21 protein-coding genes, 3 tRNA genes and 1 pseudogene are annotated in these 24,465 nt (G+C 70.9%); 10 read left to right on the forward strand and 15 right to left on the reverse strand.

Annotated elements, in window-relative coordinates; genetic code table 11:
* Positions 1-220 precede the first annotated feature (220 nt).
* Positions 221-427 (reverse strand): developmental transcriptional regulator BldC, encoded by a 207-nt coding sequence (gene bldC, locus J5X86_RS00235; protein WP_003949541.1) that lies wholly within the window; start codon positions 425-427, stop codon positions 221-223.
* 497 nt (positions 428-924) lie between these two features.
* Positions 925-1,761: a hypothetical protein gene (locus J5X86_RS00240; protein ID WP_208514844.1), complete on the reverse strand. Its 837-nt coding sequence runs from the start codon at positions 1,759-1,761 to the stop codon at positions 925-927.
* Positions 1,762-1,937: 176 nt separating this feature from the next.
* Here J5X86_RS00240 and J5X86_RS00245 point away from each other — a divergent pair, with 176 nt between their 5' ends.
* Together J5X86_RS00245 and J5X86_RS00250 are read left to right on the forward strand one after the other, a co-directional pair.
* Positions 1,938-3,092 (forward strand): Glu/Leu/Phe/Val dehydrogenase dimerization domain-containing protein, encoded by a 1,155-nt coding sequence (locus J5X86_RS00245; RefSeq protein ID WP_243979160.1) that lies wholly within the window; start codon positions 1,938-1,940, stop codon positions 3,090-3,092.
* 370 nt (positions 3,093-3,462) lie between these two features.
* On the forward strand, positions 3,463-3,717 hold the full coding sequence (locus tag J5X86_RS00250) for a DUF3073 domain-containing protein (RefSeq protein WP_078642646.1): 255 nt from the start codon (positions 3,463-3,465) through the stop codon (positions 3,715-3,717).
* Positions 3,718-3,821: 104 nt separating this feature from the next.
* Here J5X86_RS00250 and purM read toward each other — a convergent pair whose 3' ends face one another.
* From purM to J5X86_RS00265, 3 genes are all read right to left on the reverse strand, one after another.
* Entirely contained in the window at positions 3,822-4,889 is a 1,068-nt protein-coding gene (purM, locus tag J5X86_RS00255) for a phosphoribosylformylglycinamidine cyclo-ligase (RefSeq protein WP_208514846.1), read from the reverse strand.
* 40 nt (positions 4,890-4,929) lie between these two features.
* Entirely contained in the window at positions 4,930-6,489 is a 1,560-nt protein-coding gene (gene purF, locus J5X86_RS00260) for an amidophosphoribosyltransferase (protein WP_208514847.1), read from the reverse strand.
* A gap of 189 nt (positions 6,490-6,678) precedes the next feature.
* Positions 6,679-7,467: a maleylpyruvate isomerase family mycothiol-dependent enzyme gene (locus tag J5X86_RS00265; protein ID WP_208514848.1), complete on the reverse strand. Its 789-nt coding sequence runs from the start codon at positions 7,465-7,467 to the stop codon at positions 6,679-6,681.
* Positions 7,468-7,560: 93 nt separating this feature from the next.
* Here J5X86_RS00265 and J5X86_RS00270 point away from each other — a divergent pair, with 93 nt between their 5' ends.
* Positions 7,561-7,959, forward strand: coding sequence for a nuclear transport factor 2 family protein (locus tag J5X86_RS00270; protein ID WP_208514849.1), 399 nt, complete (start codon positions 7,561-7,563; stop codon positions 7,957-7,959).
* A 94-nt stretch (positions 7,960-8,053) separates the two neighbouring features.
* Here J5X86_RS00270 and purL read toward each other — a convergent pair whose 3' ends face one another.
* Genes purL through purS form a run of 3 tightly spaced genes read right to left on the reverse strand, consistent with a single transcriptional unit; the run spans position 8,054 to position 11,261 of the window.
* The gene (gene purL, locus J5X86_RS00275) at positions 8,054-10,303 is read right to left on the reverse strand and encodes a phosphoribosylformylglycinamidine synthase subunit PurL (RefSeq protein ID WP_208514850.1); all 2,250 of its coding nucleotides are present in this window, start codon (positions 10,301-10,303) and stop codon (positions 8,054-8,056) included.
* Positions 10,300-10,980, reverse strand: coding sequence for a phosphoribosylformylglycinamidine synthase subunit PurQ (gene purQ / locus J5X86_RS00280; RefSeq protein WP_093463487.1), 681 nt, complete (start codon positions 10,978-10,980; stop codon positions 10,300-10,302). The genes purL and purQ overlap by 4 nt, the downstream gene beginning before the upstream one ends.
* Positions 10,977-11,261: a phosphoribosylformylglycinamidine synthase subunit PurS gene (gene purS, locus J5X86_RS00285; RefSeq protein WP_078642640.1), complete on the reverse strand. Its 285-nt coding sequence runs from the start codon at positions 11,259-11,261 to the stop codon at positions 10,977-10,979. Before purS ends, purQ begins: the two co-directional genes overlap by 4 nt.
* 303 nt (positions 11,262-11,564) lie before the next feature.
* On the opposite strand from purS, the gene J5X86_RS00290 reads away from it, so the two are divergent.
* The 5 genes from J5X86_RS00290 to J5X86_RS00310 all read left to right on the forward strand — a co-directional run bounded on the left by J5X86_RS00290 (position 11,565) and on the right by J5X86_RS00310 (position 13,227).
* Entirely contained in the window at positions 11,565-11,882 is a 318-nt protein-coding gene (locus J5X86_RS00290; RefSeq protein WP_078642639.1) for an Lsr2 family protein, read from the forward strand.
* 104 nt (positions 11,883-11,986) lie between these two features.
* Positions 11,987-12,058 (forward strand) — tRNA-Gly (locus tag J5X86_RS00295).
* An 81-nt stretch (positions 12,059-12,139) separates the two neighbouring features.
* Positions 12,140-12,215 (forward strand) — tRNA-Gly (locus J5X86_RS00300).
* A gap of 167 nt (positions 12,216-12,382) precedes the next feature.
* Complete coding sequence (locus J5X86_RS00305; RefSeq protein ID WP_208514851.1) at positions 12,383-13,027, forward strand: response regulator transcription factor; 645 nt, start codon at positions 12,383-12,385, stop codon at positions 13,025-13,027.
* A gap of 127 nt (positions 13,028-13,154) precedes the next feature.
* A tRNA-Gly gene (locus tag J5X86_RS00310) sits at positions 13,155-13,227 on the forward strand.
* Between the two features lie 53 nt (positions 13,228-13,280).
* On the opposite strand, the gene J5X86_RS00315 is transcribed toward J5X86_RS00310, so the two are convergent.
* Positions 13,281-14,201, reverse strand: coding sequence for a phosphoribosylaminoimidazolesuccinocarboxamide synthase (locus J5X86_RS00315; protein WP_208514852.1), 921 nt, complete (start codon positions 14,199-14,201; stop codon positions 13,281-13,283).
* Positions 14,202-14,434: 233 nt separating this feature from the next.
* Between J5X86_RS00315 and J5X86_RS00320 the strand changes: the two are divergent.
* Positions 14,435-14,551 (forward strand): annotated as a pseudogene (locus tag J5X86_RS00320) (FAD-dependent oxidoreductase); the annotation flags it as partial.
* Between the two features lie 112 nt (positions 14,552-14,663).
* On the opposite strand, the gene J5X86_RS00325 reads toward J5X86_RS00320, so the two are convergent.
* From J5X86_RS00325 to purD, 3 genes are all read right to left on the reverse strand, one after another.
* Complete coding sequence (locus J5X86_RS00325; protein WP_208514853.1) at positions 14,664-16,175, reverse strand: N,N-dimethylformamidase beta subunit family domain-containing protein; 1,512 nt, start codon at positions 16,173-16,175, stop codon at positions 14,664-14,666.
* 273 nt (positions 16,176-16,448) lie between these two features.
* Positions 16,449-18,296, reverse strand: a complete 1,848-nt coding sequence (locus J5X86_RS00330) for a hypothetical protein (protein WP_208514854.1) — start codon at positions 18,294-18,296, stop codon at positions 16,449-16,451.
* Between the two features lie 334 nt (positions 18,297-18,630).
* Positions 18,631-19,896 carry a phosphoribosylamine--glycine ligase gene (purD, locus tag J5X86_RS00335; RefSeq protein ID WP_208514855.1) on the reverse strand — a complete coding sequence of 422 codons (1,266 nt, stop codon included), beginning with the start codon at positions 19,894-19,896 and terminating at the stop codon, positions 18,631-18,633.
* Positions 19,897-20,398: 502 nt separating this feature from the next.
* Between purD and J5X86_RS00340 the strand changes: the two genes are divergently transcribed.
* Positions 20,399-21,133 (forward strand): SLATT domain-containing protein, encoded by a 735-nt coding sequence (locus J5X86_RS00340; RefSeq protein WP_208514856.1) that lies wholly within the window; start codon positions 20,399-20,401, stop codon positions 21,131-21,133.
* 79 nt (positions 21,134-21,212) lie between these two features.
* Here the strand turns inward: J5X86_RS00340 and J5X86_RS00345 are convergent, their stop codons facing one another.
* From J5X86_RS00345 to J5X86_RS00355, 3 genes are all read right to left on the reverse strand, one after another.
* Positions 21,213-21,863 carry a hypothetical protein gene (locus J5X86_RS00345; protein WP_014053817.1) on the reverse strand — a complete coding sequence of 217 codons (651 nt, stop codon included), beginning with the start codon at positions 21,861-21,863 and terminating at the stop codon, positions 21,213-21,215.
* Positions 21,864-22,074: 211 nt separating this feature from the next.
* Positions 22,075-22,794, reverse strand: a complete 720-nt coding sequence (locus J5X86_RS00350) for a GntR family transcriptional regulator (protein ID WP_208514857.1) — start codon at positions 22,792-22,794, stop codon at positions 22,075-22,077.
* Between the two features lie 232 nt (positions 22,795-23,026).
* A complete protein-coding gene (locus tag J5X86_RS00355; RefSeq protein ID WP_208514858.1) occupies positions 23,027-24,388 on the reverse strand; it encodes an aspartate aminotransferase family protein in 1,362 nt (453 codons plus the stop codon).
* Between the last annotated feature and the right edge of the window lie 77 nt (positions 24,389-24,465).

A 24,465-nucleotide genomic window follows, 5' to 3' on the forward strand; every position in this document is an offset into this window, starting at 1 on the left:
GATTGCCGCTCCAGGGTCACTTGCGACCCCTCTGGAGGCACCCTCCGGAAGGCCGTTCCCAGGCATAAAAAGATCGCGCCGGACCCGGCGGAGTCCAGCGCGATCAACGACGCACCCATGTCGAGCGGTGGCGGGCCTGTTGGGGCAGGCACCCGTCGTGTGGAGCTATACAGGCGAAAACCGGGCTGGGGGGCCCGGAAATGCCCGGTTATGCGGTTGTTCAGGCCTCGCTGCGCTGCTGCGGGATGCCCGCAAGAAGTGCACGGACCTCCGCTTCGCGGTAGCGCCGATGCCCTCCGAGCGTGCGGATGGACGTGAGTTTGCCTGCCTTCGCCCAGCGAGTGACCGTCTTCGGGTCCACGCGGAACATCGTGGCAACCTCAGCCGGGGTCAGCAGCGGCTCGGCATCAGGGGTGCGAGCGGTCATGAGCGGCCTCCTCGGGAGAACCGAACCATCACGGTTCTTTCCTCTAAATTCTGCACCTTGACCCGCGTTGCCCGAAATGGCGGACGCGGGCCGAGTCGGTTATAGGACGAACGGCTTGTCCTCGGCACTACAACTACACCATCTGTCCAGCCCCGTCGGCCAAACCGATGGAATTGCCCTCTCAGGTGTCCAACCTCAACGGAAGCCGATGGACCATGCCATAGCGGACAGTCACACGGCCGTGACGATCAGTCACAACAGGATCAGGGGTAACCAGATCCATCAAGGAGTGCAATACCGATGAATCCGCCCATACTTGGGCGGAAGGAGTCCCTCCCGGACTCCTTGTCCTATTTTGACACGAGGATGGGCGATTACCGCAAGGCCCGAAGTCAGTGCTTTAGGTCACGATTGAGGCAATGGCCCGGATCAGGACCTACGTCCCCGTCTGTTCCGGCCGACCGTCAACCGGCCGTCCGGCGCCGCTCCGGTCGGGCTCAGCTCGCGTTCTGCCGCCCGCGGATCACGCTCCAGCGGTCGGTCAGCCGCTCGTACGCGCTGCCCGCCCGCTCCCCGTCCCCGTCGCGCAGCGCCGCGAGGCCCTCCGCCACGTCCGCGGCCGAGTGGTCCTCCTCGAGCTGCCCGGCCGGCAGGGTGTGCACCAGGCCGCCGTAGTCCAGCTCGACCAATGACCGGGGGTGGAACTCCTCGAGCCACCGGCCGACGTCCACCAGCCCGTCGATCAGCGGCCCTTCGCCGAGGGACTCCTTGAGCACCTTAAGGCCACGCGCAACCCGGCGCCTGGCCTGGACCATCGGGGTGCGGTAACGCAGAATGAGGCCGTCGTCACCCTTGGTGAATTCGCGCTCCTCGTCCCCGAAGAGCACGAACCAGCGCACCGGCACATGCCAGGTGGCCGAGCGGATCCACGGCCGGGCGTCCGGGTTGCGCTCCAGCCACTGCTCGAAGTCCGCCACCGCCTGCCGGCGCACCACCGGGGGCAGGGCCGCGTCCAGGAGAGGCCCGGGAAGGCGCTCCGGCAGCTCCTCCAGGGCCAGCCAGCCCCTCAGCCGCGTACGCCACGGACAGACGCATGTGACGCCGTCCACGAGCGCCACGAAGGCGTCCGCGCTCTCGTGCACCGGAACCGCCACCGGAGGAACCGGCAGGAGGTCCGCGAGCGAGCGGCGCAGCTCGTCCTGCGCACCGGGCAGGTCGTCGCGCTTGGCATACCGCGCCCAGTGCGATCTCTCCGGCTCCGGAAACGCTGCCAGTGGCTCATAGACCCGGAGATACGCCGCGTACGGGACAATCACCGAAGACGCCAAGGTCACACGCGCTCCCTCAAGGCTGAGACCACCGCCAGGGGCTCCCTCACCCCCACCTGACGGCATCGTCCCATGCCCAGTATCCGGACTCGTCGGGGACATGGCCGATCCCCTGGGACCCCAGGGCTTACCCTCTTGCCCACGGCCCTCCCCACCAGTCAGGAGGGCGTCTACCCCGACCTATGGGAGTCACCACCGTGACCGACGTACGTCACACCGTCAGCGTCGACGGTCCGACGGAGAGTCGCGTGCCGAACCCTCTCTCACCGCTTGCGACGCTGTTCCGGTCCGATCTCGGCGGGCATGAGCAGGTCCTGCTCTGCCAGGACCGCGGGAGCGGCCTCAAGGCCGTCATCGCCCTCCACTCGACCGCCCTGGGCCCGGCCCTCGGCGGCACCCGCTTCCACGCGTACGCCTCCGAGGAGAACCCCGAAGAAGGGGCGCTCCTCGACGCCCTCAACCTCGCCCGCGGCATGTCCTACAAGAACGCGCTCGCCGGGCTCGACCACGGTGGCGGCAAGGCCGTGATCCTCGGCGATCCCGAGGAGATCAAGACCGAAAAGCTGCTGCTCGCCTACGGCCGCTTCGTGGCCTCTCTCGGCGGCCGCTACGTCACCGCCTGTGATGTGGGCACCTATGTGTCCGACATGGACGTCGTCGCCCGTGAGTGCCCCTGGACCACCGGCCGCTCCCCCGAGAACGGCGGCGCCGGCGACTCCTCGGTGCTGACCGCCTTCGGCGTCTTCCAGGGGATGCGGGCGAGCGCCCAGGCGTCCTGGGGCGCGCCCACGCTGCGCGGCCGCCGGGTCGGCATCGCGGGGGTCGGCAAGGTGGGCCACCACCTGGTCGAGCATCTGCTGGAGGACGGCGCCGAGGTCGTGGTCACGGATGTGCGCGGTGAGTCGGTGGACCGCGTGCTGGCCCGCCACCCCCGCGTGCGGGCGGTCCGGGACACCGAGGCGCTGATCCGCGACGACCTGGACGTCTACGCCCCGTGCGCGCTCGGTGGCGCCCTGGACGACGCCACGGTGCCCGTCCTGACCGCGAAGGTGGTGTGCGGTGCGGCCAACAACCAGCTGGCCCACCCGGGGGTCGAGAAGGACCTGGCCGGCCGCGGGATCCTCTACGCGCCGGACTACGTGGTGAACGCCGGTGGTGTCATCCAGGTGGCGGATGAGCTGCACGGGTTCGATTTCGATCGGGCCAAGACGAAGGCGGCAAAGATCTTCGACACGACTTTGGCCATATTCGATCGGGCACAGACCGACGGAATCCCGCCCGCCGCGGCCGCCGACCGGCTGGCCGAGCACCGGATGGCGGAGGGCCACGACGCCTGAGCCATGGCCCACAGGCGCCTGAGAGCTTCTGGGCGCAGCCGTGGGCAGGCCGTGCGGGATCTTTGCCGGAGGCCGCCACACGGGGGACGTGGGAGCCCCCTGGGAGCCATCGGCGAGAGATCCCTCACGGCCTGTCGGCGGGTCGGCCCGCAAGACACGTTAAAATCGCAGTTGACCAGCGAGGAACGGGCTCCTCGCGGGTTCTGCCTCGTGGCACGTCGTGTGGGCGACGTACCGTATGGCCACAGAAGCAGGTACCGTTGAAGCCCTACGGACCGGTCTCTCTTATGAGAGTCCGCTCCGATTTATGAACGTGAACGCGTGTCAAGACTCTGGGGCCGTCGAGCCCCGTCGTTGAGGGGGTCGAGCCATGGGGCGCGGCCGGGCCAAGGCCAAGCAGACGAAGGTCGCCCGCCAGCTGAAGTACAACAGCGGTGGGACGGATCTCTCACGCCTGGCCGAGGAGCTGGGCGCATCGCCAACGAACCAGCCGCCGAATGGCGAGCCGTTCGAGGACGATGAGCTGGACGACGACCCGTACGCACAGTACGCGGATCTGTACAACGACGATGAGGACGAGGACGACGACCAGTCCGATCCGTCCCCGCAGCGTCGCCGCGCCTGAACCACCCGTTCCAGGCGCTCGGCTTTTCGCCGCACACCTCCACCGGTCCGGGGTACCCGCCTCGGACCGGCTTCTGTGCTGTCCGCGCAGGTCGCGCGGTCGACTCAGCTCGCATGGTCACCGGTCAGCGTCACCGCTTCCGCGTCCTCGGCCGTGCGCTCGGTGATCTCACCGCTGACCCAGGCTTCGACACCGCGGTCGGCGAGCGTGGTGAGCGCCACATCGACGGAGTCGGCCGGGACCACCGCCATCATGCCGACGCCCATGTTGAGGGTCTTCTCCAGCTCAAGACGCTCGACCGATCCGGCCTGACCGACCAGCTCGAAGATCGCGCCGGGGCTCCAGGTCGAGCGGTCCACGACCGCGCGCAGCCCCTCGGGGATGACCCGCGCCAGGTTGTTGGCGAGCCCGCCGCCGGTGATGTGCGAGAAGGCGTGCACCTCGGTGGTGCGGGTGAGGGCCAGGCAGTCCAGCGAGTAGATCCGGGTGGGCTCCAGCAGCTCCTCCCCCAGCGTCCGGCCGAGCTCCGGCACCTCGCGGTCCAGCGCCCAGCCGGCCCGGTCGAAGAGCACATGGCGGACGAGTGAGTACCCGTTCGAGTGAAGTCCGGACGAAGCCATGGCGATCACCGCATCACCCGTTCGGATGCGATCGGCGCCCAGCACCCGATCGGCCTCGACCACGCCCGTACCGGCCCCGGCGACATCGAAATCATCGGCGCCCAGCAGCCCCGGGTGCTCGGCGGTCTCGCCGCCCACCAGGGCGCAGCCGGCGAGGGTGCAGCCCTCGGCGATGCCCTTGACGATGGCGGCGACGCGCTCGGGGTAGACCTTGCCGACGCAGATGTAGTCGGTCATGAAGAGCGGCTCGGCACCGCAGACCACCAGGTCGTCCACGACCATGCCGACCAGGTCGTGGCCGATGGTGTCGTACACGCCCATCCGCCGGGCGATGTCCACCTTGGTGCCGACCCCGTCGGTGGCGGAGGCGAGCAGCGGACGCTGGTAGCGGGCCAGGGCGGAGGCGTCGAAGAGCCCGGCGAAACCGCCGAGGCCGCCCACGACCTCGGGCCGGCTCGCCTTCTTGACCCACTCCTTCATCAGCTCGACGGCGCGGTCACCCGCCTCGATGTCGACGCCCGCGGCGGCGTAGGTGGACCCGGACTCAGGCATGACGTTGAGATCTTTCGTATCGGGGATGACAGGCGTGCGCTCAGGGACGGCGCAGGGCGTCGGCGCCGCCGACACCAGCGGTCAGCGTCGTCACACCGTCGGCGTCGGCGCTGTTCGGGGCCTGTGTTTCGGACTCCAGGAGGTGCTTGCCCAGCAGCCCCGGATCCGGCAGCTCCATCGGGTACTCACCGTCGAAGCAGGCACGGCACAGATTCGGCTTGGCGATCGTGGTCGCCTCGATCATGCCGTCGGTGGAGATGTACGCCAGCGAGTCGGCGCCCAGCGACTTGCCGATCTCCTCGACCGAGAGGCCGTTGGCGATCAGCTCGGCGCGGGTGGCGAAATCTATGCCGAAGAAGCACGGCCACTTGATCGGCGGGGACGAGATCCGGATGTGGACCTCGGCGGCACCGGCCTCGCGGAGCATCCGCACCAGGGCGCGCTGGGTGTTGCCGCGGACGATCGAGTCGTCGACGACCACCAGGCGCTTGCCCCGGATGACCTCCTTGAGGGGGTTCAGCTTGAGCCGGATGCCGAGCTGGCGGATGGTCTGCGAGGGCTGGATGAAGGTCCGGCCCACATAGCTGTTCTTGACCAGCCCGGAGCCGTACGGAATCCCGCTGGCCTCGGCGTAGCCGACGGCGGCGGGGGTGCCGGACTCGGGCGTCGCTATGACCAGGTCAGCGTCGGCCGGGGCCTCCTTGGCCAGCCGGCGGCCCATCTCGACCCGGGAGAGGTACACGTTCCGGCCCGCGATGTCGGTGTCGGGGCGGGCGAGGTACACGTACTCGAAGACACAGCCCTTGGGGCGGGCCTCGGCGAAGATGGTGGAGCGCAGCCCGTTCTCGTCGATGGCGACCATCTCGCCGGGCTCGATCTCACGGATGAAGGACGCGCCCACGATGTCCAGGGCGGCCGTCTCGGACGCCACCACCCAGCCGCGCTCGAGGCGGCCGAGGACCAGCGGGCGGATGCCCTGGGGGTCGCGCGCCGCGTACAGCGTGTGCTCGTCCATGTAGACGAGGCTGAAAGCACCCTTGACCTTGGGCAGCACGATGGGGGCCGCCTGCTCGACGGTCAGCGGCTTGCCGTCGTCGTCCACCTGGCCCGCGAGCAGGGCGGTGACCAGGTCGGTGTCATTGGTCGCCGCGACCTGGGTGGCCCGGCCGCCGTCCCGGGGCAGGGCCGCGACCAGCTCCGCCAGCTCGGCGGTGTTGACCAGGTTCCCGTTGTGGCCGAGCGCGATCGAGCCGTGGGCGGTGGCCCGGAAAGTCGGCTGCGCGTTCTCCCACACCGAGGCTCCGGTGGTGGAGTAGCGGGCATGACCGACCGCGATATGGCCCCGGAGGGAGCCGAGAGAGGTCTCGTCGAAGACCTGGGAAACCAGGCCCATGTCCTTGAAGACGAGGATCTGGGAGCCGTTGCTCACCGCGATGCCCGCGGACTCCTGTCCGCGGTGCTGCAGTGCGTACAGCCCGAAATAGGTGAGTTTGGCGACCTCTTCACCCGGTGCCCAGACTCCGAAGACGCCGCAAGCGTCCTGGGGGCCCTTCTCACCGGGGAGCAGGTCGTGGCTGAGTCGTCCGTCACCACGTGGCACGTCATCGAGTCTAGGCCAGTTCAGCGGTGCCTCCGAACGAGGGACCCGTCAGGGGGGCGTAAGTCACATTCCCCGCACCGCTCCGGGCCCCCGGAACCCGTGCCCGACCTGCGAACGGCCGGGGGCGGAAATCCGTGGCCGAGGCAAGGATCACATCTCGCGCCCCGAAAAGGATCACATCGCGGGCGCTCAGCCGAGTAGGGGCAGGTGCGCGGAGAGGTCGGCGCGGTCGCCGCTCGCGGTCAGCGGCGCCGACTCCAGGGCATCGACCCAGGTCAGGCGGCCCGTGGCGAGGCGGACCCAGGTCAGCGGGTCGGTCTCCACGACGTTCGGCGGGGTGCCGCGGGTGTGCCGGGGGCCCTCGACGCACTGGACCACGGCGAACGGCGGGATCCGGAGCTCGACCGAGCCGCCGGGCGCCTTCGCCGCGAGGGCGTCGGCGAGCACCCGGACCGCGGTGGCCAGCGCCTGGCGGTCGTGCCGTACGGGCACTCCGGTGGCGGCCGTCAGATCGTCGGCGTGGACCACGAGCTCCACACAGCGGGTGACCAGGTAGTCCTCCAGCCGCATCGCGCCGACGCGGGTGGCCAGCAGCCGGTCGCCGGGCGCGACGGAGGCCGTCTCCGCGAACCGCGCCTCGGCGCGCTCCAGCAGCTCGCCCACGTCCTCACCCGCCGCGAGGGCACGGGTCTCGTCATCGACTGGCCCCGAGTGCGCGGCAAGCGCCGCGGCCCAGCCCGTGACGGTGACCTCCCGCGCGGGCGGCGCGGGCTGCTCCAGGAGCCGGACGACGGAGGTCACGGCCATCGCCAGATGCGCGACCAGCTCCCGGACCGTCCAGCCCCCGAGCCGGGTGGGGGCGCCCAGGCCCGTCTCGTCCAGCCCCTCGGCCGCCTTCCGCACCAGCCGCAATTGCGCGATCACGGCACTACGGGTCTTGGCAAGGTCGTACGTACGGGCGCGAGTACGGGGCGGCATGGCGCCGAGCCTATCGACAGCCCGGCGGGGCAGGCGGAGGATGGACGAAAGGGGATAGAGCGGTATCAATCAGCACGAAAGGCGTGAATGACCATGGGCGAGCATCCCGATGCCGCCGTGGTGCGCCGCGCATGCACCGCGTTCCAGCAAGGCGACCTGGACACCCTCTCCACGCTGCTGACGGCGGACGTCATGCAGCATGTGCCCGGTGACAACATGCTCTCCGGACACCACAAGGGCCGGGACGCCTGCATGGATCTGTACCGCACCGAATTCGAGGAGACCGGTGGCACGCTGCGGGTCGATCTGGAGTCGGTGATGCCCGACGGGCGCGGGCATGTGATCTCCGGCCACCACGTCCGCGCCGAGCGCGGCAACCGCACGCTGGACATGAAGACCGGGCTGTTCTTCACCATCGTCGGCGGGAAGATCAGCGACATCGACCAGTGCGTCGAGGACATTGACGCCGCCAACGCCTTCTGGGGCAAGTGAGCCCCACAAGGCCCGAAGCGACCCTACGGCCCGCTCCCTGCCGTCAGGGAGCGGGCCGTACGTCGCAAGGACGCAGGTTCTCAGGACAGCAGGCTCAGGCCAGCAGGCCCGGGATCGTCGCCTCGTACGGCTCCCTCAGCTCGGCCAGCGGGATGGAGAACTGCCCCTGGACGTCGATCACGTCGCCGTCGATCACACCGATACGGGCCGCCGGAAGCCCCCGCGCCCCGCACATGTCCTTGAAGCGGACCTCCTCGCTGCGCGGTACGGCGACGACCGCCCGGCCCGCGGACTCGGAGAACAGCAGGACGAACGGGTCCAGACCGTCGGGGACGACGATCCGGGCGCCCTTGCCGCCGCGCAGACACGACTCGGTGAGCGCCTGGATCAGACCGCCGTCGGACAGGTCGTGGGCGGCGTCCACCATGCCGTCGCGCGAGGCCGAGATCAGGATCTCGGCGAGCAGCCGCTCCCGCTCCAGGTCCACCTTCGGCGGCAGTCCGCCCAGGTGGTCGTGGATCACCTGGGACCAGGCCGAGCCGCCCAGCTCCGCCGTGGTGTCGCCCAGCAGATAGAGCAGCTGGCCCTCCTCCGCGAAGGCGATCGGGGTGCGGCGGGCCACATCGTCGATCACGCCGAGGACGGCGACGACCGGCGTCGGATGGATGGCCACCTCGCCGGTCTGGTTGTACAGCGACACATTGCCGCCGGTGACCGGGGTGCCCAGGGTCAGACAGCCGTCGGCAAGACCGCGGGTGGCCTCCGCGAACTGCCACATGACCGCGGGGTCCTCCGGCGAGCCGAAGTTGAGGCAGTTGGAGATGGCGAGCGGCGTGGCGCCGGACGCGGCCACATTGCGGTACGACTCGGCGAGCGCGAGCTGCGCCCCCGCGTACGGGTCCAGCTTGGCGTAGCGGCCGTTGCCGTCCGTGGCGACGGCCACGCCCAGACCGGTCTCCTCGTCCACGCGGACCATGCCGGAGTCCTCGGGCTGGGCGAGGACCGTATTGCCCTGGACGAAGCGGTCGTACTGATCGGTGATCCAGGACTTGGACGCCTGGTTCGGCGAGGCGACCACCTTGAGGACCTGCTCGCGCAGCTCCTCGGCGGTGGCCGGGCGCGGCAGCTTGTCCGCGTCGTCGGCCTGGAGCGCGTCCTGCCACTCGGGGCGGGCGTAGGGGCGCTCGTAGACCGGGCCCTCATGGGCGACGGTGCGCGGCGGGACGTCGACGATCTGCTCGCCGTGCCAGTAGATCTCCAGCCGCTCGCCGTCGGTGACCTCACCGATGACGGTGGCGATGACGTCCCACTTCTCGCAGATCTCCAGGAAGCGGTCGACCTTCTCGGGCTTCACGATCGCGCACATGCGCTCCTGCGACTCGCTCATCAGGATCTCCTCGGGGGAGAGCGAGGAGTCGCGCAGCGGCACGGTGTCCAGCTCGACCCGCATACCGCCGGAGCCGGCGCTGGCGAGCTCGCTGGTGGCGCAGGACAGGCCCGCACCGCCGAGGTCCTGAATGCCCTCGACCAGGTCCTCCTTGAAGACCTCCAGGGTGCACTCGATGAGCAGCTTCTCCTGGAAGGGGTCGCCGACCTGGACGGCGGGGCGCTTGGTGGGCTTTGAATCGTCGAAGGTCTCGGAGGCGAGGACCGAGACGCCGCCGATGCCGTCGCCGCCGGTGCGGGCGCCGTAGAGGATCACCTTGTTGCCGGCGCCGGACGCCTTGGCGAGATGGATGTCCTCATGCTTCATCACGCCCACGCAGAGCGCGTTGACCAGCGGGTTTCCCTGGTAGCAGGGGTCGAAGACGACCTCGCCGCCGATGTTGGGCAGGCCCAGGCAGTTGCCGTAGCCGCCGATGCCCGCGACCACACCGGGCAGCACCCGCTTGGTGTCGGGGTGGTCGGCGGCGCCGAAGCGCAGCGGGTCCATCACGGCCACCGGGCGGGCGCCCATGGCGAGGATGTCGCGGACGATGCCGCCGACGCCGGTGGCCGCGCCCTGGTAGGGCTCGATGTACGAGGGGTGGTTGTGCGACTCGACCTTGAAGGTGACCGCGTAGCCCTGGCCGACGTCGACCACACCCGCGTTCTCGCCGATGCCGACGAGCAGGGCGTCGCTCTCGGGGGCCTTCTCACCGAACTGCCGCAGATGGACCTTGCTCGACTTGTACGAGCAGTGCTCGGACCACATGACGGAGTACATCGCGAGCTCGGCGCCGGTGGGGCGGCGGCCCAGGATGGCGCGGATGCGCTCGTACTCGTCCTGCTTGAGACCGAGCTCGGCCCAGGGCTGCCCGTCGTCCGGGGTCTGCGCCGCGTGCTTGGTGGTGTCCAGGGTCATGCGCTGACCAGCCTCTTGAGGATCGAGGTGAAGAATCCGAGACCGTCGGTGCGACCGGTGCCGATCAGCGGTTCGACGGCGTGCTCGGGGTGGGGCATGAGGCCGACGACATTGCCCGCCGCATTGGAGATACCGGCGATGTCGCGGAGCGAGCCGTTGGGGTTGAGCTCCTCATAGCGGAAGACGACGCGTCCCTCGGCCTCGAGTTCATCGAGGACACGCTCATCGGCGACATAGCGTCCGTCGATGTTCTTCAGCGGGATGTTGATCTCCTGGCCCTGCTCGTATGAGCGCGTCCAGGCGGTCTCCGCGTTTTCCACTCGCAACTTCTGATCGCGGCAGATGAAGTGCAGATGGTTGTTCCGCAGCATCGCACCGGGGAGGAGATGGGTCTCGGTGAGAACCTGGAAGCCATTGCAGATGCCAAGCACCGGCATACCGGCCTTCGCCTGATCGATCACCGACTCCATTACTGGAGAGAACCGGGAGATCGCTCCGGCGCGCAGATAGTCGCCATAGGAGAAGCCGCCCGGCAGGATCACCGCGTCGACCTGCTTGAGGTCCTTGTCGCGGTGCCACAGCGGTACGGCTTCGAGGCCGGCGGTGCGCACCGCGCGCTGGGTGTCGCGGTCGTCGAGCGTGCCGGGGAAAGTGATGACTCCGATGCGTGCGGTCACGACTCGGCCTTCACGGCGGTGGCGTCGGCACCCTCGCCGACCTCGACCTTCACGGAAAAGTCCTCGATCACGGTGTTCGCCAGGAAGGTCTCGGCGATCTCATGGATACGGGCGAGGGCGGCATCGTCGACCGGGCCCTCCACCTCGAGTTCAAAGCGCTTGCCCTGACGGACATCGGCGATCCCCTCGAAACCGAGGCGGGGCAGTGCTCGCTGCACCGCCTGGCCCTGGGGGTCGAGGATCTCCGGCTTGAGCATGACGTCGACTACGACGCGTGCCACTGGCACTCCCGGTGGTGTGGTGCTGGTGCGTAAGGCGGTGGCCCAAGCCTACCCCGGCGAAAATTCTACGCGAGTAGATATGCAAGGGTTCGGTCACGTTTAAGCATCGTCGGTGGCAACCGATGGGGAAAGGTCGGGGAAAAACGTATGGTCCCGATCGCGGCGTGACACGCGGATGGAATTACCGGGGTTCACAATGCAATGCCAGTCGCTGTACAAATGAAAAAGCATTGTTGGACACAACTGGACAGCTGACATCTTTGCACGTCAACGCATCGATGCAGCCCGAAAGGACCGATATCCGTGGCGCAGCGCGTAGTAGTCACGCTCTCCGACGACCTCGAGGGCGGCCAAGCGGAAGAGACGGTCACGTTCGGACTCGACGGCAGGTTGTACGAGATCGACCTCAACTCCGCCAATGCGTCGAAACTGCGCGACGCCCTCGCGCCGTACGTGGAGGCCGGCCGCAAGCGGGCCCGCTCGGGCAAGACGTACCGCCGCACCGATGTCGCCCCGGACCCGGCCGCGGTGCGCGCCTGGGCCAGGTCGAACGGCATGGAGGTGCCTCCGCGCGGCCGGATCCCCAAGAAGGTCTACGAAGCCTTCAACGAGTCGGCCTGAGTGACCCGTTCAGCCGAGTTGCACACCACCCCGGGTGATCCGCTAAAGTCTGGAGCACGCCGAGGGGCGAGGCCGAAAGGCCAAAACCCCGAGGAAGACACCATGCGGGTGTAGCTCAGTAGTAGAGCGCCCCCTTTCCAAGGGGGAGGCGCAGTGTGCGATCCCTGTCACCCGCTCTCATCGTCTATCGCCCTCTTGCTGAAGAGGATCAGGTAGAGTGATGCACGCGCCGATCGGTGAAAGCTGGTCGGAGGCATGCGGACGTGGCTCAGTTGGTAGAGCATCACCTTGCCAAGGTGAGGGTCGCGAGTTCGAATCTCGTCGTCCGCTCCAGATCTGAGGCGCCGGTCGAATCGACCGGCGCCTCAGGCGTTTTCAGGCCCAGAATCCCTGGCCGGGGCCGGGGTGGGAGCGAACGGCGGTGCCGCTGAGGGAAAGTGACGGCGTGCCGGGTCGGTGTGGTCCCGCTGAAAGAGGCCCCTGTGCGAGGGCCGCGCTGGATGAGGTCCCGCTGGGAGGGGCGTGTGAACGACACCGCGGCGATCCGGGTGCTGCTGGCCGACGACGAGCATCTGATCCGGGGCGCGCTGGCCGCCCTGCTGGCGCTCGAGGACGATCTGCTGGTGGTCGCGGAGGCGGCGTCCGGGACCGAGGCGCTGGCGATGGCGCGGGCGCACCGGCCCGATGTGGCGGTGCTGGACCTCCAGATGCCGGAGGCGGACGGGGTCTCGGTGGCCGCGGCGCTCCGGTCGGAGCTGCCCGGCTGCCGGACGATGATCGTGACCAGCCACGGCCGGCCGGGTCACCTCAAGCGGGCCCTGGAGGCGGGGGTGCGCGCGTTCGTACCGAAGACCACCTCCGCGCAGCGGCTGGCGGAGATCATCCGCACGGTGCACGGCGGGTCCCGCTATGTCGATCCCGGACTGGCCGCCGACGCGATCAGCGCCGGAGACTCCCCGCTGACCGCGCGGGAGGCGGAGCTGCTGGAGCTGGCGGTGGACGGCGCCTCCATCGCGGAGATCGCCCAGCGCGCCGCGCTCTCCCAGGGGACGGTCCGGAACTATCTGTCGGCCGCGGCGGCGAAGCTGGGGGCGGAGAACCGGCACGCGGCGGCGCGGATCGCCCAGGAACACGGCTGGCTCTGAGCGGCTCCTCAGCGCTCCCGAGCGCTCCGCGCCGCCGCCCTGAGCGGCCTCGACACCCGGGTGGTAGTTCACCGGTCGAGGGTTTGGTTATAGTAGAGGCGCGTCGAACCGGAAAAGTCCGGCGCAGGCGGACGTAGCTCAGTTGGTAGAGCGCAACCTTGCCAAGGTTGAGGTCGCGAGTTCGAGCCTCGTCGTCCGCTCCGTGCATCAAGGGTCCCGGCCGATCGGCCGGGACCCTTGGTCGTTCTGCGGCCTACTTCCAGCGGGTGCCGGTCAGCAGCTCGTAAGCCTCCGCGTACTTCGCCCGCGTCCGCTCGACGGCCTCCGCCGGGAGCGGGGGCGGCGGCTGCTCACTGGCGCGGTCCCAACCGGAGGCCGGAGAGGTCAGCCAGTCGCGGACGTACTGCTTGTCGAAGGACGGCTGCGCGCGGCCGGGCTGCCACTGGTCGGCGGGCCAGAAGCGGGAGGAGTCCGGGGTCAGCACCTCGTCGGCGAGCACCGGCTCGGCACCCTCCGCGCCCAGGGTCGCCTCCGCGTAGCCGAACTCGAACTTGGTGTCGGCGAGGATGATCCCGCGGGCTCGGGCGATCTCCCGGGCCCGGTTGAAGATGGCGAGGGTGGCCTGGCGAAGCTGGGCGGCGGGCTCGGCGCCGATGCGGTGGGCCACCTCCTCGTACGCCACGTTCTCGTCATGCTCGCCGACCTCGGCCTTGGTGGCCGGGGTGAAGATCGGGGAGGGCAGCTCGGAGCCGTCGGTCAGCCCCTCGGGGAGGGCGATCCCGCACACCGTACGGGTCTCGCGGTACTCGGCCAGGCCGGAGCCGGTCAGATGGCCGCGCGCCACGCATTCGACCGGGACCATCCGCAGCGACCGGCACACCAGGGTGCGGCCCTCCCAGTCGGCGGGGGCGCCGGGGGGCAGCTCGCTGGACAGGACGTGGTTGGGGACGAGGTCGGCGAGCAGATCGAACCACCAGAGGGAGAGCTGGGTGAGAATCTTGCCCTTCTCGGGGATCTCGGTCGGCAGGACCCAGTCGTAGGCGGAGATCCGGTCGCTGGCGACCATGACGAGCTCACCGCGCTCGTTCCGGTAGAGGTCGCGCACCTTGCCGGTGTGCAGGTGCTGAAGGCCCGGAACCTCGACCGGTTCGGGCTTCTCGACGAATCCGGACACGCTTCCTCCTGATGCTTTTGTCCATTTGTCCTAGCCCTCCTCGATTCTGCCGCACGAAGCGGCGGTGACCGGCGGCGGGGCGCGAGGCGCGGCCCGCGGGGCCCGGCGCTTCGGGTTCCGCTTCCGTGCCGGTTCGAACACCTCGCAGGCGGAACTCGTGCGGCAGAACGCGCGCCGGAGGGCTTCGGGACACGCGACGGAGGGGGCCGGTCGGGCCGTATGGGAGGTGTGGCATGGCCGATGCGGCGATCGTGGGCAGCGGCCCCAACGGGCTCGCGGCCGCCGTCACCCTGGCCCGCGCCGGGCTGCGGGTGGAGGTGTACGAGGCCGCCGACCCCATCGGCGGCGGGCTGCGCGCCCAGCCGCCCTTCGACGCGGAGATCGCACATGACATCGGACGGCGCCGTCCCTGGCCCCGGTGTCGTAGGGGTCACCCCGCTTGCGGAATCGGACCCGCCCGCCTCAACCCCGCTTGCAGATCCGATCCAGCAGATTCGCCGTCGCCCGCTGAATCCGCTCATCCGTATGCCCCGGACGATCCAGCGCAGGCGACCACGCGAACGTCCCCGACGCGAACACCAGAGCGCCACTCGGGGCACGGTAGAGCGAAGTCTCCTGGTGGCGGACAACCCCCTCCGTGTCCTCGTACGGCGAGTGGGCCAGCAGGATGCGGCGGAGGTGCTCGGGCAGGACCGTGCGCGGGAAGTAGCGGTCGGCCTCGCCCGCGACCAGGCCGGGCAGCTCATCGCCCTCCTCCGCGCCCGTGGCCTCCCACAGCCAGTGGCCGGCGTTGCGCACGATCAGCGGGCTCGGCTCGGGCACCCGGCCCGCGTACTGGATGCCGATCAGTTGCTGTTCGGGCGCGGTCTCGCGCCACAGCGCCGAGCGGCCGGGGCCGCGGCGCTTGCGGCAGGTCAGCAGCCGGTCCGGTCCGGAGGGCGAGGCGGTGAGCTCGACCTGCCAGTACATGGTGTTGGCGGAGAGGAAGACCAGCGAGGTGCCGCTGTCGCGGGCCGATTCCACGGTCCGGCGCATCGGCGCCGACCAGTACTCGTCGTGACCGGGGAAGACCAGCCCCCGGTAGCGGGTGGGGTCGACCCGGCCCGCGTGCAGATCGCTCACCTCGGCGTAGGCCAGGTCGTAGCCGTAGCGCTCGGCCCAGCGGATGAAGTCGTACGCGTGGCCCACATGGAGGGGCAGCCCCGCGCCCGCGTACGGCCGGTCGAAGGAGACGGTGATCGCCGCCTCCGACTCGCCCAGCAGTTTTCCCCGCTCGTCCCAGGCGTGGTAGAGGCTGGCGCCGGTCCGGCCGTCCTCCGGGTAGAGGTTGTACGCCTGCCAGGTGAGGTCGGGGAGGACGAGGAGGAGATCGGAGGGGCGCGGGTCGCGGACGGTGAACGGGATGTGGCTGCGGTAGCCGTCCACGGTGGTCAGTACCGCGACATAGGCGCCGGGCTTCCAGTACGAGGGGATCTGCAGCCGCCAGGACAGCCACCAGTGGTGGCAGGAGACGGTGCGGTCGGCGGTGAGCGGGGGCGGCTGGACGATCCCGGACAGCCGGGGGCTGGTGGTGATCTTCAGCGCGCCGGCGCCGTCGTAGTAGCCGATGCGGTAGATGTCCACGCTGAACTGCTGGGGCGGGTCCACCGTGATCCGGAAGTCGATGGCCTCGCCGGGGGCCGCCGCGGAGGCGGAGGGGAAGCCCTTGATCTGCCGGTGGACATCGTCGGCGGTGCGGGGGCCGGGGATCCTGGCGGGCCCCTTCGCGCGGACCCGCCCGGCCGCCCGGTCGATGGCCCCGGGGTGGGCCCCGGAGTGCTGGACATGGTCGACGTACCACGGGACCACCCGCCCGGTGTCGTCGAAGTAGTTCTCACTGTCGCGCAGCCAGGGCAGCGGGCCCTGGCCGAAAGGATCCGTCACCGCGTGCGCAAGCGCTCCTGACTCCCAGCGCCGGATCTGGTCCGTCCCCACAATTGTTCCCCTCCCCTGCGTGCCCGGCGGCACCTCGCCCCGCTGTCCTCGCACACCGCACCGCAGCGGGTCCGGCCTTGTGGGCCGGGCTGCGGGGCCGGTCTGGCGGTCCGGGCCGGTGGGCCGGAACTCGTGGGCCGGGCGAACAGCGACCGATCCAAGCACATCACATTACGCACCTACTCCGTCACCCATAGTCGCTAATTTGCCGGAACAGACGCCGAACGCGCGACAAGGCTGGACATAGGACCGGATCCAGCGCAATATGCGCGCCTACACCAGCCGGACGGGCTTTTCCGGACGGACCCCCACCTCGCCGAGCCAGGCGCGCAGCGGCCCGTCGTCGCCGTCCTCCACCAGGCTCAGCACCGGATGGGCCAGATCGGCCCGTCGCCGCCCGCCGACGAGCAGCGCGGGCCCGTCGAGCCAGTCGAGGCCGGGGGCCGCGCCCGCGGTGTCCACGGCGGCGCAGCAGACCATGGCGGTCACATGGTCGGCGAGCAGCTCGCGGCCGGTGCGCGGCGGCTGCAGCGGGAACGCCGGGGCGAAGTCGTCGATCCACGGGTCGCCGCCGGACCCGCCCGCGGCCCCCTCCGCCCCCGCCGCGGGACCCTTGCCGTACGCCCGGGTGGCGGCGGCCTCCTCACGGGCCACCTCGACGCTGAGCCGGGCGGCGAGCCCGGGGGCGCCGCCGTCGGGGCCGTCGGCGGGGTCGGCCGCGGTGGCGGTGAGCCGGTCCATGACCCGGGCCAGGGTGGGCGGCACGGGCGCGCTCACGGGGGCCGGTGTGCGAGCGGCACCGACGAGGTCGTGGGTGTCCTCCCGCTCGTCCAGGAGGCGGTTCAGCCGGGCGGCCTCCTGCCGCCATTTGCGGTCCACGACCTCCTCCGGATACGCGCTCCAGTCGACCGGGGACCAGTCGGGGCCCGGCTCCGGCGGGCCGCCGTGGAAGAGGCGGGCGGCCAGCAGCGAGGTGGCCTCGTCCATCACCCCGGGCTCCTCCAGGAGGTCGCAGGCCGGGCGCTCGCTCAGCCGGGAGGTGAACCCCTCGGCGAGCCGGTCGCGGCGGGAGAGCTCGGTGAGCGCCGAGACCACGCCCGCGTCCAGCCGGGAGGGCCAGCGGCCCATCCGCCAGGCGGGCAGCGCGACCCGGGTCAGCAGCCGGTCCCAGCCCGCGTAGGCGAGGCCCACCTGCTCCTGGGCGACGATCCGCAGTCCGTAGTCGACCGACCGGGCCCGCTCGGAGGCGGCCGCGGCGACCGCGCGCTCCATCTCGGCCGCATGGTCCCGGCAGCCGCGCAGCAGCAGCCGGGCGACCCAGCCGACGAAGGCGAAGGCGGGGCGGCGCACCACCGCCACCAGGGCGGGCGCGGGGCCGGACGACGGCTCGCCGCCCTGGGCCGCGACGGCCACGGCGGCGTCCAGCCCGCGCACGAAGCGGCGGGCGGAGGCTATGTCGGGGTGGACGGACGGGCCGGTGCCCGCCACCACCGGGGCGAGCAGCGCGCGCAGCTCGGCGACCCGCATCCACCACAGGAACGGCGAGCCGATCACCAGCACCGGCGCCTGCGGGACCCGCCGCTCGGGGCGGTCCACGATCCGGTCCGCGCCGCTCGCCGGGCCGGGGGCGCCCCGTGCTGAGCGGGGCTCCTCGACCGCCAGGGCGCCGCGGTCCCTATGCTCCCGGCGCTGGGCGTGCGCCGGATGCGTACGGTCCTCCAGCCAACTGTCGCAGTCGGGGGTGAGCGCTATGGCCGAGGGCGCGGGCACCTCCAGGCGCTCGGCCAGATCGCGCACCAGCCGGTAGAGATCGGGCGCCGTCTCCTCGGCGATGGGCACCGTCGGGGTGAGCGCGGGCCTGGCCCGGACGACCACGGCGGCCACTGCCGCCGCCAGCAGCAGGACCAGCAGAGCGCCCCCGGTCACCACCCAGCGCAGGGCCGTCCAGCCCTGGTCCTGGGAACCGCCGACGCTGCCGGTGGCGCTTCCGGCCAGCAGCACGACGGCGGCCGCGGCCGGGAGGAGCGCGACCGCGAGCGCGGTGCTCCGGATGCGCAGTACCGCCAGGGCGCGAGCGCGCGCCGCCAGGGCACCTGCTTCGGTACCTGCCACGGTTCTCATCACCCCCTACTGTCCGGCCGATGTTTGAACAGCGGACGACGGCGGCGTTGTCTCCCCACCCACTGTCGCACTGGCCGCCCACTCCGCAATGCCGGTGGGCCAGTTGCCGCACCTCGCCTGAGCGGCACACTAGTTGGGGGCCGGGCGTGCGTCAGCAGGATGCGGAAGCGCTCACCCGATGGAATGGCCTTGGGTAAAACCGGGAACTTCGCGATGGCGACGCCTGGCCCCGTGTGAACAGGCGCAAGCGGGCTTCAGGGCCGTTCGCGGGCCCGCCCGGGACACCGCTTGAGACTCTTCTTACAGCGTCGCTTTACGCGTCTTACGGCTTGTCTTACGAGGCCGCTTCGGCCGCAGCCTTCGCGGCGATGTCCGAGCGGTGGTGGGAGCCATCCAGGCCGATCCGGCCCACCGCGCGGTAGGCCCGCTCGCGCGCCTTCGCCAGGTCGGAGCCGGTCGCGGTGATGGAGAGCACCCTGCCCCCCGCGCTCACCACCTCACCGGACGCGCCGTCCCGCTTGGTGCCCGCGTGCAGGACGTACGCCTTGGGGCCGTCCTGCTCGGCCACCTCCTCCAGCCCGGTGATCGGGTCGCCGGTGCGGGGGGTGTCCGGATAGTTGTGCGAGGCGACGACCACGGTCACGGCGGCGCCGTCGCTCCAGCGCAGCGGCGGCTCTGCCTCCAGGCGGCCGGTGGCGGCGGCGAGCAGCACCGCGGCCAGCGGGGTCTTCAGCCGGGCCAGGACCACCTGGGTCTCCGGGTCGCCGAAGCGGGCGTTGAACTCGATCACCCGCACCCCGCGCGAGGTGATCGCCAGGCCCGCGTACAGCAGCCCCGAGAAGGGCGTGCCGCGGCGGTGCAGCTCGTCGACGGTGGGCTGGCAGATCGTGGCCACGACCTCGTCCACCAGCTCGGGGTCGGCCCAGGGCAGCGGGGAGTACGCGCCCATGCCGCCCGTGTTCGGGCCCTCGTCGCCGTCGTGGGCGCGCTTGAAGTCCTGGGCGGGCTGGAGCGGGACCACGGTCTCGCCGTCGGTGATCGCGAAGAGGGAGACCTCCGGGCCGTCCAGGAACTCCTCGATCACCACCCGGCCGCAGGCCAGCGCGTGCGCGCGGGCGGCCTCGACGTCCTCGGTCACCACGACGCCCTTGCCCGCGGCCAGGCCGTCGTCCTTGACGACGTACGGCGCGCCGAACGCGTCCAGCGCCTCGTCGATCTCGGCGGGCGTGGTGCACACATAGGCGCGGGCGGTGGGCACGCCCGCCGCCGCCATCACGTCCTTGGCGAATGCCTTGGAGCCCTCCAGTTGCGCCGCCTCGGCGGACGGCCCGAAGGCCGGGATCCCCCGTTCGCGCACGGCGTCGGCCACCCCCGCCACGAGGGGGGCCTCCGGCCCCACGACCACGAGGCCCGCCCCCAGGGAGGCGGCGAGGTCGGCGACGGCGGCGCCGTCGAGCGCGTCGACCGCGTGCAGCTCGGCCACCTCGGCGATGCCGGCGTTGCCGGGGGCGCAGTGCAGTGCGGTGACGTCGGGGTCGAGGGAGAGAGCGCGGCACAGGGCATGTTCGCGGGCGCCGCCGCCGATGACGAGGACCTTCACGGTATGCAGCCTATTGCCTCGGGCACGGGGCGCTGTGCGGTGGGGGCTGCCACCCTGCGCGCGACGGGCTACTGCGCTGGGGGCTGCCGCACGGTGGGCCGCTCCGCCCATTGCCTCGGGCACGGGGCGCTGTGCGGTGGGGGCTGCCACCCTGCGCGCGACGGGGCTACTGCGCTGGGGGCTGCCGCACGGTGGGCCGCTCCGCGCTGGGGCCGCTGCCGCGTGGGGCAGCGCCTTGGGCGGTGGGTGAGGTGTCCGGCCGCGGGATTCGTCTCGCGCCTTCGGTGCGTGTACACGGCCCCGGCCGAGCCGACCAGCCCCGGATCCGGTGAGCGGGGACACTCTTTTGGGTGAGGGGTGGTCGGTCCTATACCCGATGGGGCAGCTCTTACGGGCTGAAAACCCGTGATCGGGTCTTCGTGGCCAGCCGTTCGGCGGTAGGAATGGTGGTCGCGCATCAGCCGCGCGCCAGGAGAAACGCCGCCGCAGAGGGAGTTGCACGGTGAGTCAGCCGGAGATGCAGCCCGAGGGGCTCCCTCGGCAGGAGGGTGCGAGAGCCCAGGGTGACCTGCTCGGTCGGCCCTTCCCGCACGGCGACTGGGGGGAGCCGGCGGAGCGGCTCGACGAGTTGTACCGGTGGGTCGAGGAGGGCGCCCTGGAGGTCGCGGGGTGGTACCTCGCCGAACGGGTGTGGAAGCGGCGGACCGCCCGGGTGCTGCGGGTGGGCGCCGCGGTGGCGGCGGTCGTGGGGGGCGTGCTGCCGCTGCTGGATCTGAACGGGGCGCTGGACGGCGGCGGCGGGTGGGGCGCGCTGGCGCTGCTGCTGGCGGTCGCCTGCGTCGGCGGCGACCGGTTCTTCGGGCTGACGTCCGGCTGGATGCGGGACGTGGCCACGGCGCAGGCGGTGCACCGGCGGCTGGAGGCGCTCCAGTTCGACTGGGCGTCGGAGAGCGTGCGGGAGGTGCTGGGCCCGACCGAGGGCACCGCGAGCGAGGCCGTGGAGCGGTGTCTGTCGGTGCTGCGGCGGTTCTGCGAGGACGTGTCGGAGCTGGTACGGGCCGAGACGGCGGGCTGGATGGTGGACTTCGGGGCCGGTGCGGCGCCGATGGTCACGCAGGCGCTGATGGCCCAGGGCTCCCGTCCGGACAGCGGGAGCCCCGCGAGCCGCTTTCCGCTGCCGCCGGGCCCCACCCGGCCCAATATGCCGCGGCAGCGTCCTCCGGAGCCGCCCCGCTGACGGCCACGACGCCTCTCGTAGACGCCTGTCGGAGACGCCTGTCGTAGACGCCTGGTGGAGCGGTAAGCCGAAGGAGCGATTAGCTGAAGACGATCATCGAGCCCTGGCCCAGGCTGCGCGTCGCCGCCGCGTGCAGACCCAGCCAGACATGGCGCTCCCGTGCGAAGGGGCTGTCCTCGTACGGGACCGAGGCCGCCGGCTCCTCCAGGCTCGTGGGGCGGGCCGGGGGCGCGGGGGCGGCCGGGGGGTTGGACGGATCGATGCCGAGCGCCGGGGCGACCGCCTCCAGCTCGCGCAGCAGGCCGTGGCTGGATCCCAACGGGCCGCCGCCCTCGAGGAGTTCGTCGTTGGACAGCGGGCTCTGGAAATCGACGGGGACATACGCCCCCGCGTGGTCGTAGTGCCACACCAGATGCGACTGCTGGGCCGTGGGCTCGAACATCTCCAGCAACTGCTCGTAGTCCCCGCCCAGTTCGTCCACCGGCGTCACCGCGAGTCCGCACAGTTGCAGCAGATAGGCACGGCGGAGAAAGTGCAGCGCGTCGTAGTCGAAACCGGCCACCGGGGCGACATCCCCGGACAGTCCCGGCATATAACTGAAGACGGGTACGGGCGGCAAACCGGCATCACTGAGCGCCTTGTCGTACGCGGCGATCTCTTCGGCGAAGGGGTTGTCGGGGCTGTGGCACAGCACATCGACGAGGGGGACCAGCCAGAGGTCACATGCCACGCGATCTCACTCTCGTATCCGTACGGTCGATGGTCGGCCCAGCGTAATGCCCCGCGTACGCGTCGCGAAGAGTGCCGGAAGCCAACCCTGGCGGGTCGGTTCACCTGTCGCCGCTCCGGCCTCCCCGGCCTCCGGCTCACTCACCGCCCCGGGGAACCGCCGACGGGCCGGGAGGAGTTCGGGAAGAGTTCAGGAGGAGATCAGGGGGAGATCAGGGGGAGTTGACCTCCGACGTCCGGTTCTGCGCGCGCGACTCCTCCCGCTCCACCAACCGCTCGATCAGCGCACGGAAATGCGCGTTGTACGCCCCTATCAACCGCTCCGAGTCATGCGGGTCCCCGCGGGTGACCGCCGCGGTGAGCTCCGAGTGCCCCGTCCAGAGCTGGCCACGCAGATCGGGTACGCGACGCAGATACGGCACCGTGAAGACCCAGGTCTGCACGCGTAGCCGCTGCAGAAAGTCCGACACATACGGATTGCCCACCAGCCCGCAGATCTCGCGCCAGAAGCGCAGGTCGTAGCCGATGAGGATGTCCAGGTCACCGGAGCGGGCGGCCCGCTCGGCCTCCTCGGCCCGCCGCCTTACCGAGGCCAGCACCTGCGGGGTCATGGTTTTCAGCTCGACGTAGTGCCGGAAGACTCCCTCGACCACCATCGTGCGGGCGTCGACCATGTGCCGGAAGTCGTCGATGGTGAAGTCGTGGACCCTGAAGCCCCGGTGCTCCTCGACATCGAGCAGCCCCTGGGAGCACAGATCCAGCAGCGCCTCCCGGACGGGGGTCGCGGAGACGCCGTACTGCTGGGCGATCTCCTTGACGGTGAACTGGCGCCCCGCAGGGAGCCGGCCCGCGAGCACCTCGTCACAGAGCGCGTCGGCGATCTGCTGCCGCAGGGTGTTCCGCTTGACCGGGCTGGCGCCGGGCACGGGCATCGAGGACCGTCTCCTTCCACGGCCGTCGGTGTAAGAAAGCGGACGGCCCTCGCATCACGATATGCGAGGGCCGTTGCGCGGAACACGCAGAGTGCGGCAGTGGTCTACACCGGGCAGCGGTCGGGCGGCGGCCGGAGTGCAAACGGGCAGGGGAACGAGGACGAGCCAGGCAGCCACCCGGGGACGGCCCGGGGTCGGCCCGGGGGCGGCGTTCCCCGGGCCCCCGGTGCGGCTACGCCGTATGCGCGTCGGCCGCGGCCAGCGCCTCGTCCAGGATCGCGAGCCCCTCCTTGGCCTCGGCCTCGGTGACGGTGCACGGCGGCACGACATGGGTGCGGTTCATGTTCACGAAGGGCCACAGACCGCCGCGCTTGCAGGCCGCGGCGAAGTCGGCCATCGGCTGGTTGTCCGGTCCGCTCGCGTTGTACGGGACGAGCGGTTCGCGGGTCTCCTTGTCCTTGACGAGGTCCAGCGCCCAGAAGACACCGAGGCCGCGCACCTCGCCGACCGAGGGATGGCGCTCGGCGATCTCCCGCAGCCCCGGGCCGATCACGTTCTCCCCGATCGCGGCGGCGTTCTCCACGATCCCCTCCTCCGCCATCGCGTTGATCGTCGCGACGGCGGAGGCGCAGGCCAGCGGGTGGCCGGAGTAGGTGAGACCGCCGGGGTAGGGGCGCTGGTCGAAGGTCGCGGCGATCTCGGCGGAGATCGCGACGCCACCGAGCGGCACATAGCCGGAGTTGACGCCCTTGGCGAAGGTCAGCAGGTCCGGGGTGACGCCGAAGTGGTCGGCCGCGAACCAGTGGCCGGTGCGGCCGAAGCCCGCCATGACCTCGTCCAGGATGAACACGATGCCGTAGCGGTCGCAGATCTCGCGGACCCCGGCCAGATAGCCGGGCGGCGGGACCATAATCCCGGCGGTGCCGGGGATGGTCTCCAGGATGATCGCGGCGATGGTCTGCGGGCCCTCGAAGGCGATGGTGTCCTCGAGGTGGCGCAGCGCGCGCTCGCACTCCTGCGCCTCGCTGTCGGCGTGGAAGGGCGAGCGGTAGAGGAACGGCGCCCAGAAGTGCACCACACCCGCCGAGGCGCTGTCGGAGGCCCAGCGGCGGGGATCGCCGGTGAGGTTGATCGCGGTGGCGGTGGCCCCGTGGTACGAGCGGTAGGCGGAGAGCAGCTTGGGGCGGCCGGTGTGCAGCCGGGCCATCCGGACCGCGTTCTCCACCGCCTCGGCGCCGCCGTTGGTGAAGAAGATCTTGTCGAGGTCGCCGGGGGTTCGCTCGGCGACCAGCCGCGCCGCCTCGGACCGTACGTCCACGGCGAAGCCCGGGGCGATGGTGCACAGCTTCGCGGCCTGCTCCTGGATCGCGGCGACGACCTTGGGGTGCTGGTGGCCGATGTTGGTGTTCACCAGTTGGCAGGAGAAGTCGAGGTAGCGGTTGCCGTCGTAGTCCCAGAAGTACGAGCCTTCGGCGCCCGCGACGGCGAGGGGGTCGATGAGGCCCTGCGCGGACCAGGAGTGGAACACATGCGCGCGGTCGGCGGCCTTGACGGCGGCGCCGGCCACGAGGTCGGGGCTGGGCTGCACGGACACGTTCGGTACCTCGGATCGCTCGCGGGTCGGGGTGGAACCAGCGTACGGACCGGGTCCCCGGGCCGGGCACCGACAGG

It is taken from the genome of Streptomyces sp. NEAU-YJ-81 (assembly GCF_017592595.1).
GTDB lineage: Bacteria > Actinomycetota > Actinomycetes > Streptomycetales > Streptomycetaceae > Streptomyces > Streptomyces hygroscopicus_B.

What these genes read in the sequence shown, in the direction of transcription:
- bldC (WP_003949541.1), bottom strand. Translation starts at nt 427, where the DNA reads ATGACCGCTCGCACCCCTGATGCCGAGCCGCTGCTGACCCCGGCTGAG.
- J5X86_RS00245 (WP_243979160.1), top strand. Translation starts at nt 1,938, where the DNA reads ATGGGAGTCACCACCGTGACCGACGTACGTCACACCGTCAGCGTCGAC.
- J5X86_RS00250 (WP_078642646.1), top strand. Translation starts at nt 3,463, where the DNA reads ATGGGGCGCGGCCGGGCCAAGGCCAAGCAGACGAAGGTCGCCCGCCAG.
- purM (WP_208514846.1), bottom strand. Translation starts at nt 4,889, where the DNA reads ATGCCTGAGTCCGGGTCCACCTACGCCGCCGCGGGCGTCGACATCGAG.
- J5X86_RS00265 (WP_208514848.1), bottom strand. Translation starts at nt 7,467, where the DNA reads ATGCCGCCCCGTACTCGCGCCCGTACGTACGACCTTGCCAAGACCCGT.
- J5X86_RS00270 (WP_208514849.1), top strand. Translation starts at nt 7,561, where the DNA reads ATGGGCGAGCATCCCGATGCCGCCGTGGTGCGCCGCGCATGCACCGCG.
- purL (WP_208514850.1), bottom strand. Translation starts at nt 10,303, where the DNA reads ATGACCCTGGACACCACCAAGCACGCGGCGCAGACCCCGGACGACGGG.
- J5X86_RS00305 (WP_208514851.1), top strand. Translation starts at nt 12,383, where the DNA reads ATGAGGTCCCGCTGGGAGGGGCGTGTGAACGACACCGCGGCGATCCGG.
- J5X86_RS00330 (WP_208514854.1), bottom strand. Translation starts at nt 18,296, where the DNA reads ATGAGAACCGTGGCAGGTACCGAAGCAGGTGCCCTGGCGGCGCGCGCT.
- J5X86_RS00350 (WP_208514857.1), bottom strand. Translation starts at nt 22,794, where the DNA reads ATGCCCGTGCCCGGCGCCAGCCCGGTCAAGCGGAACACCCTGCGGCAG.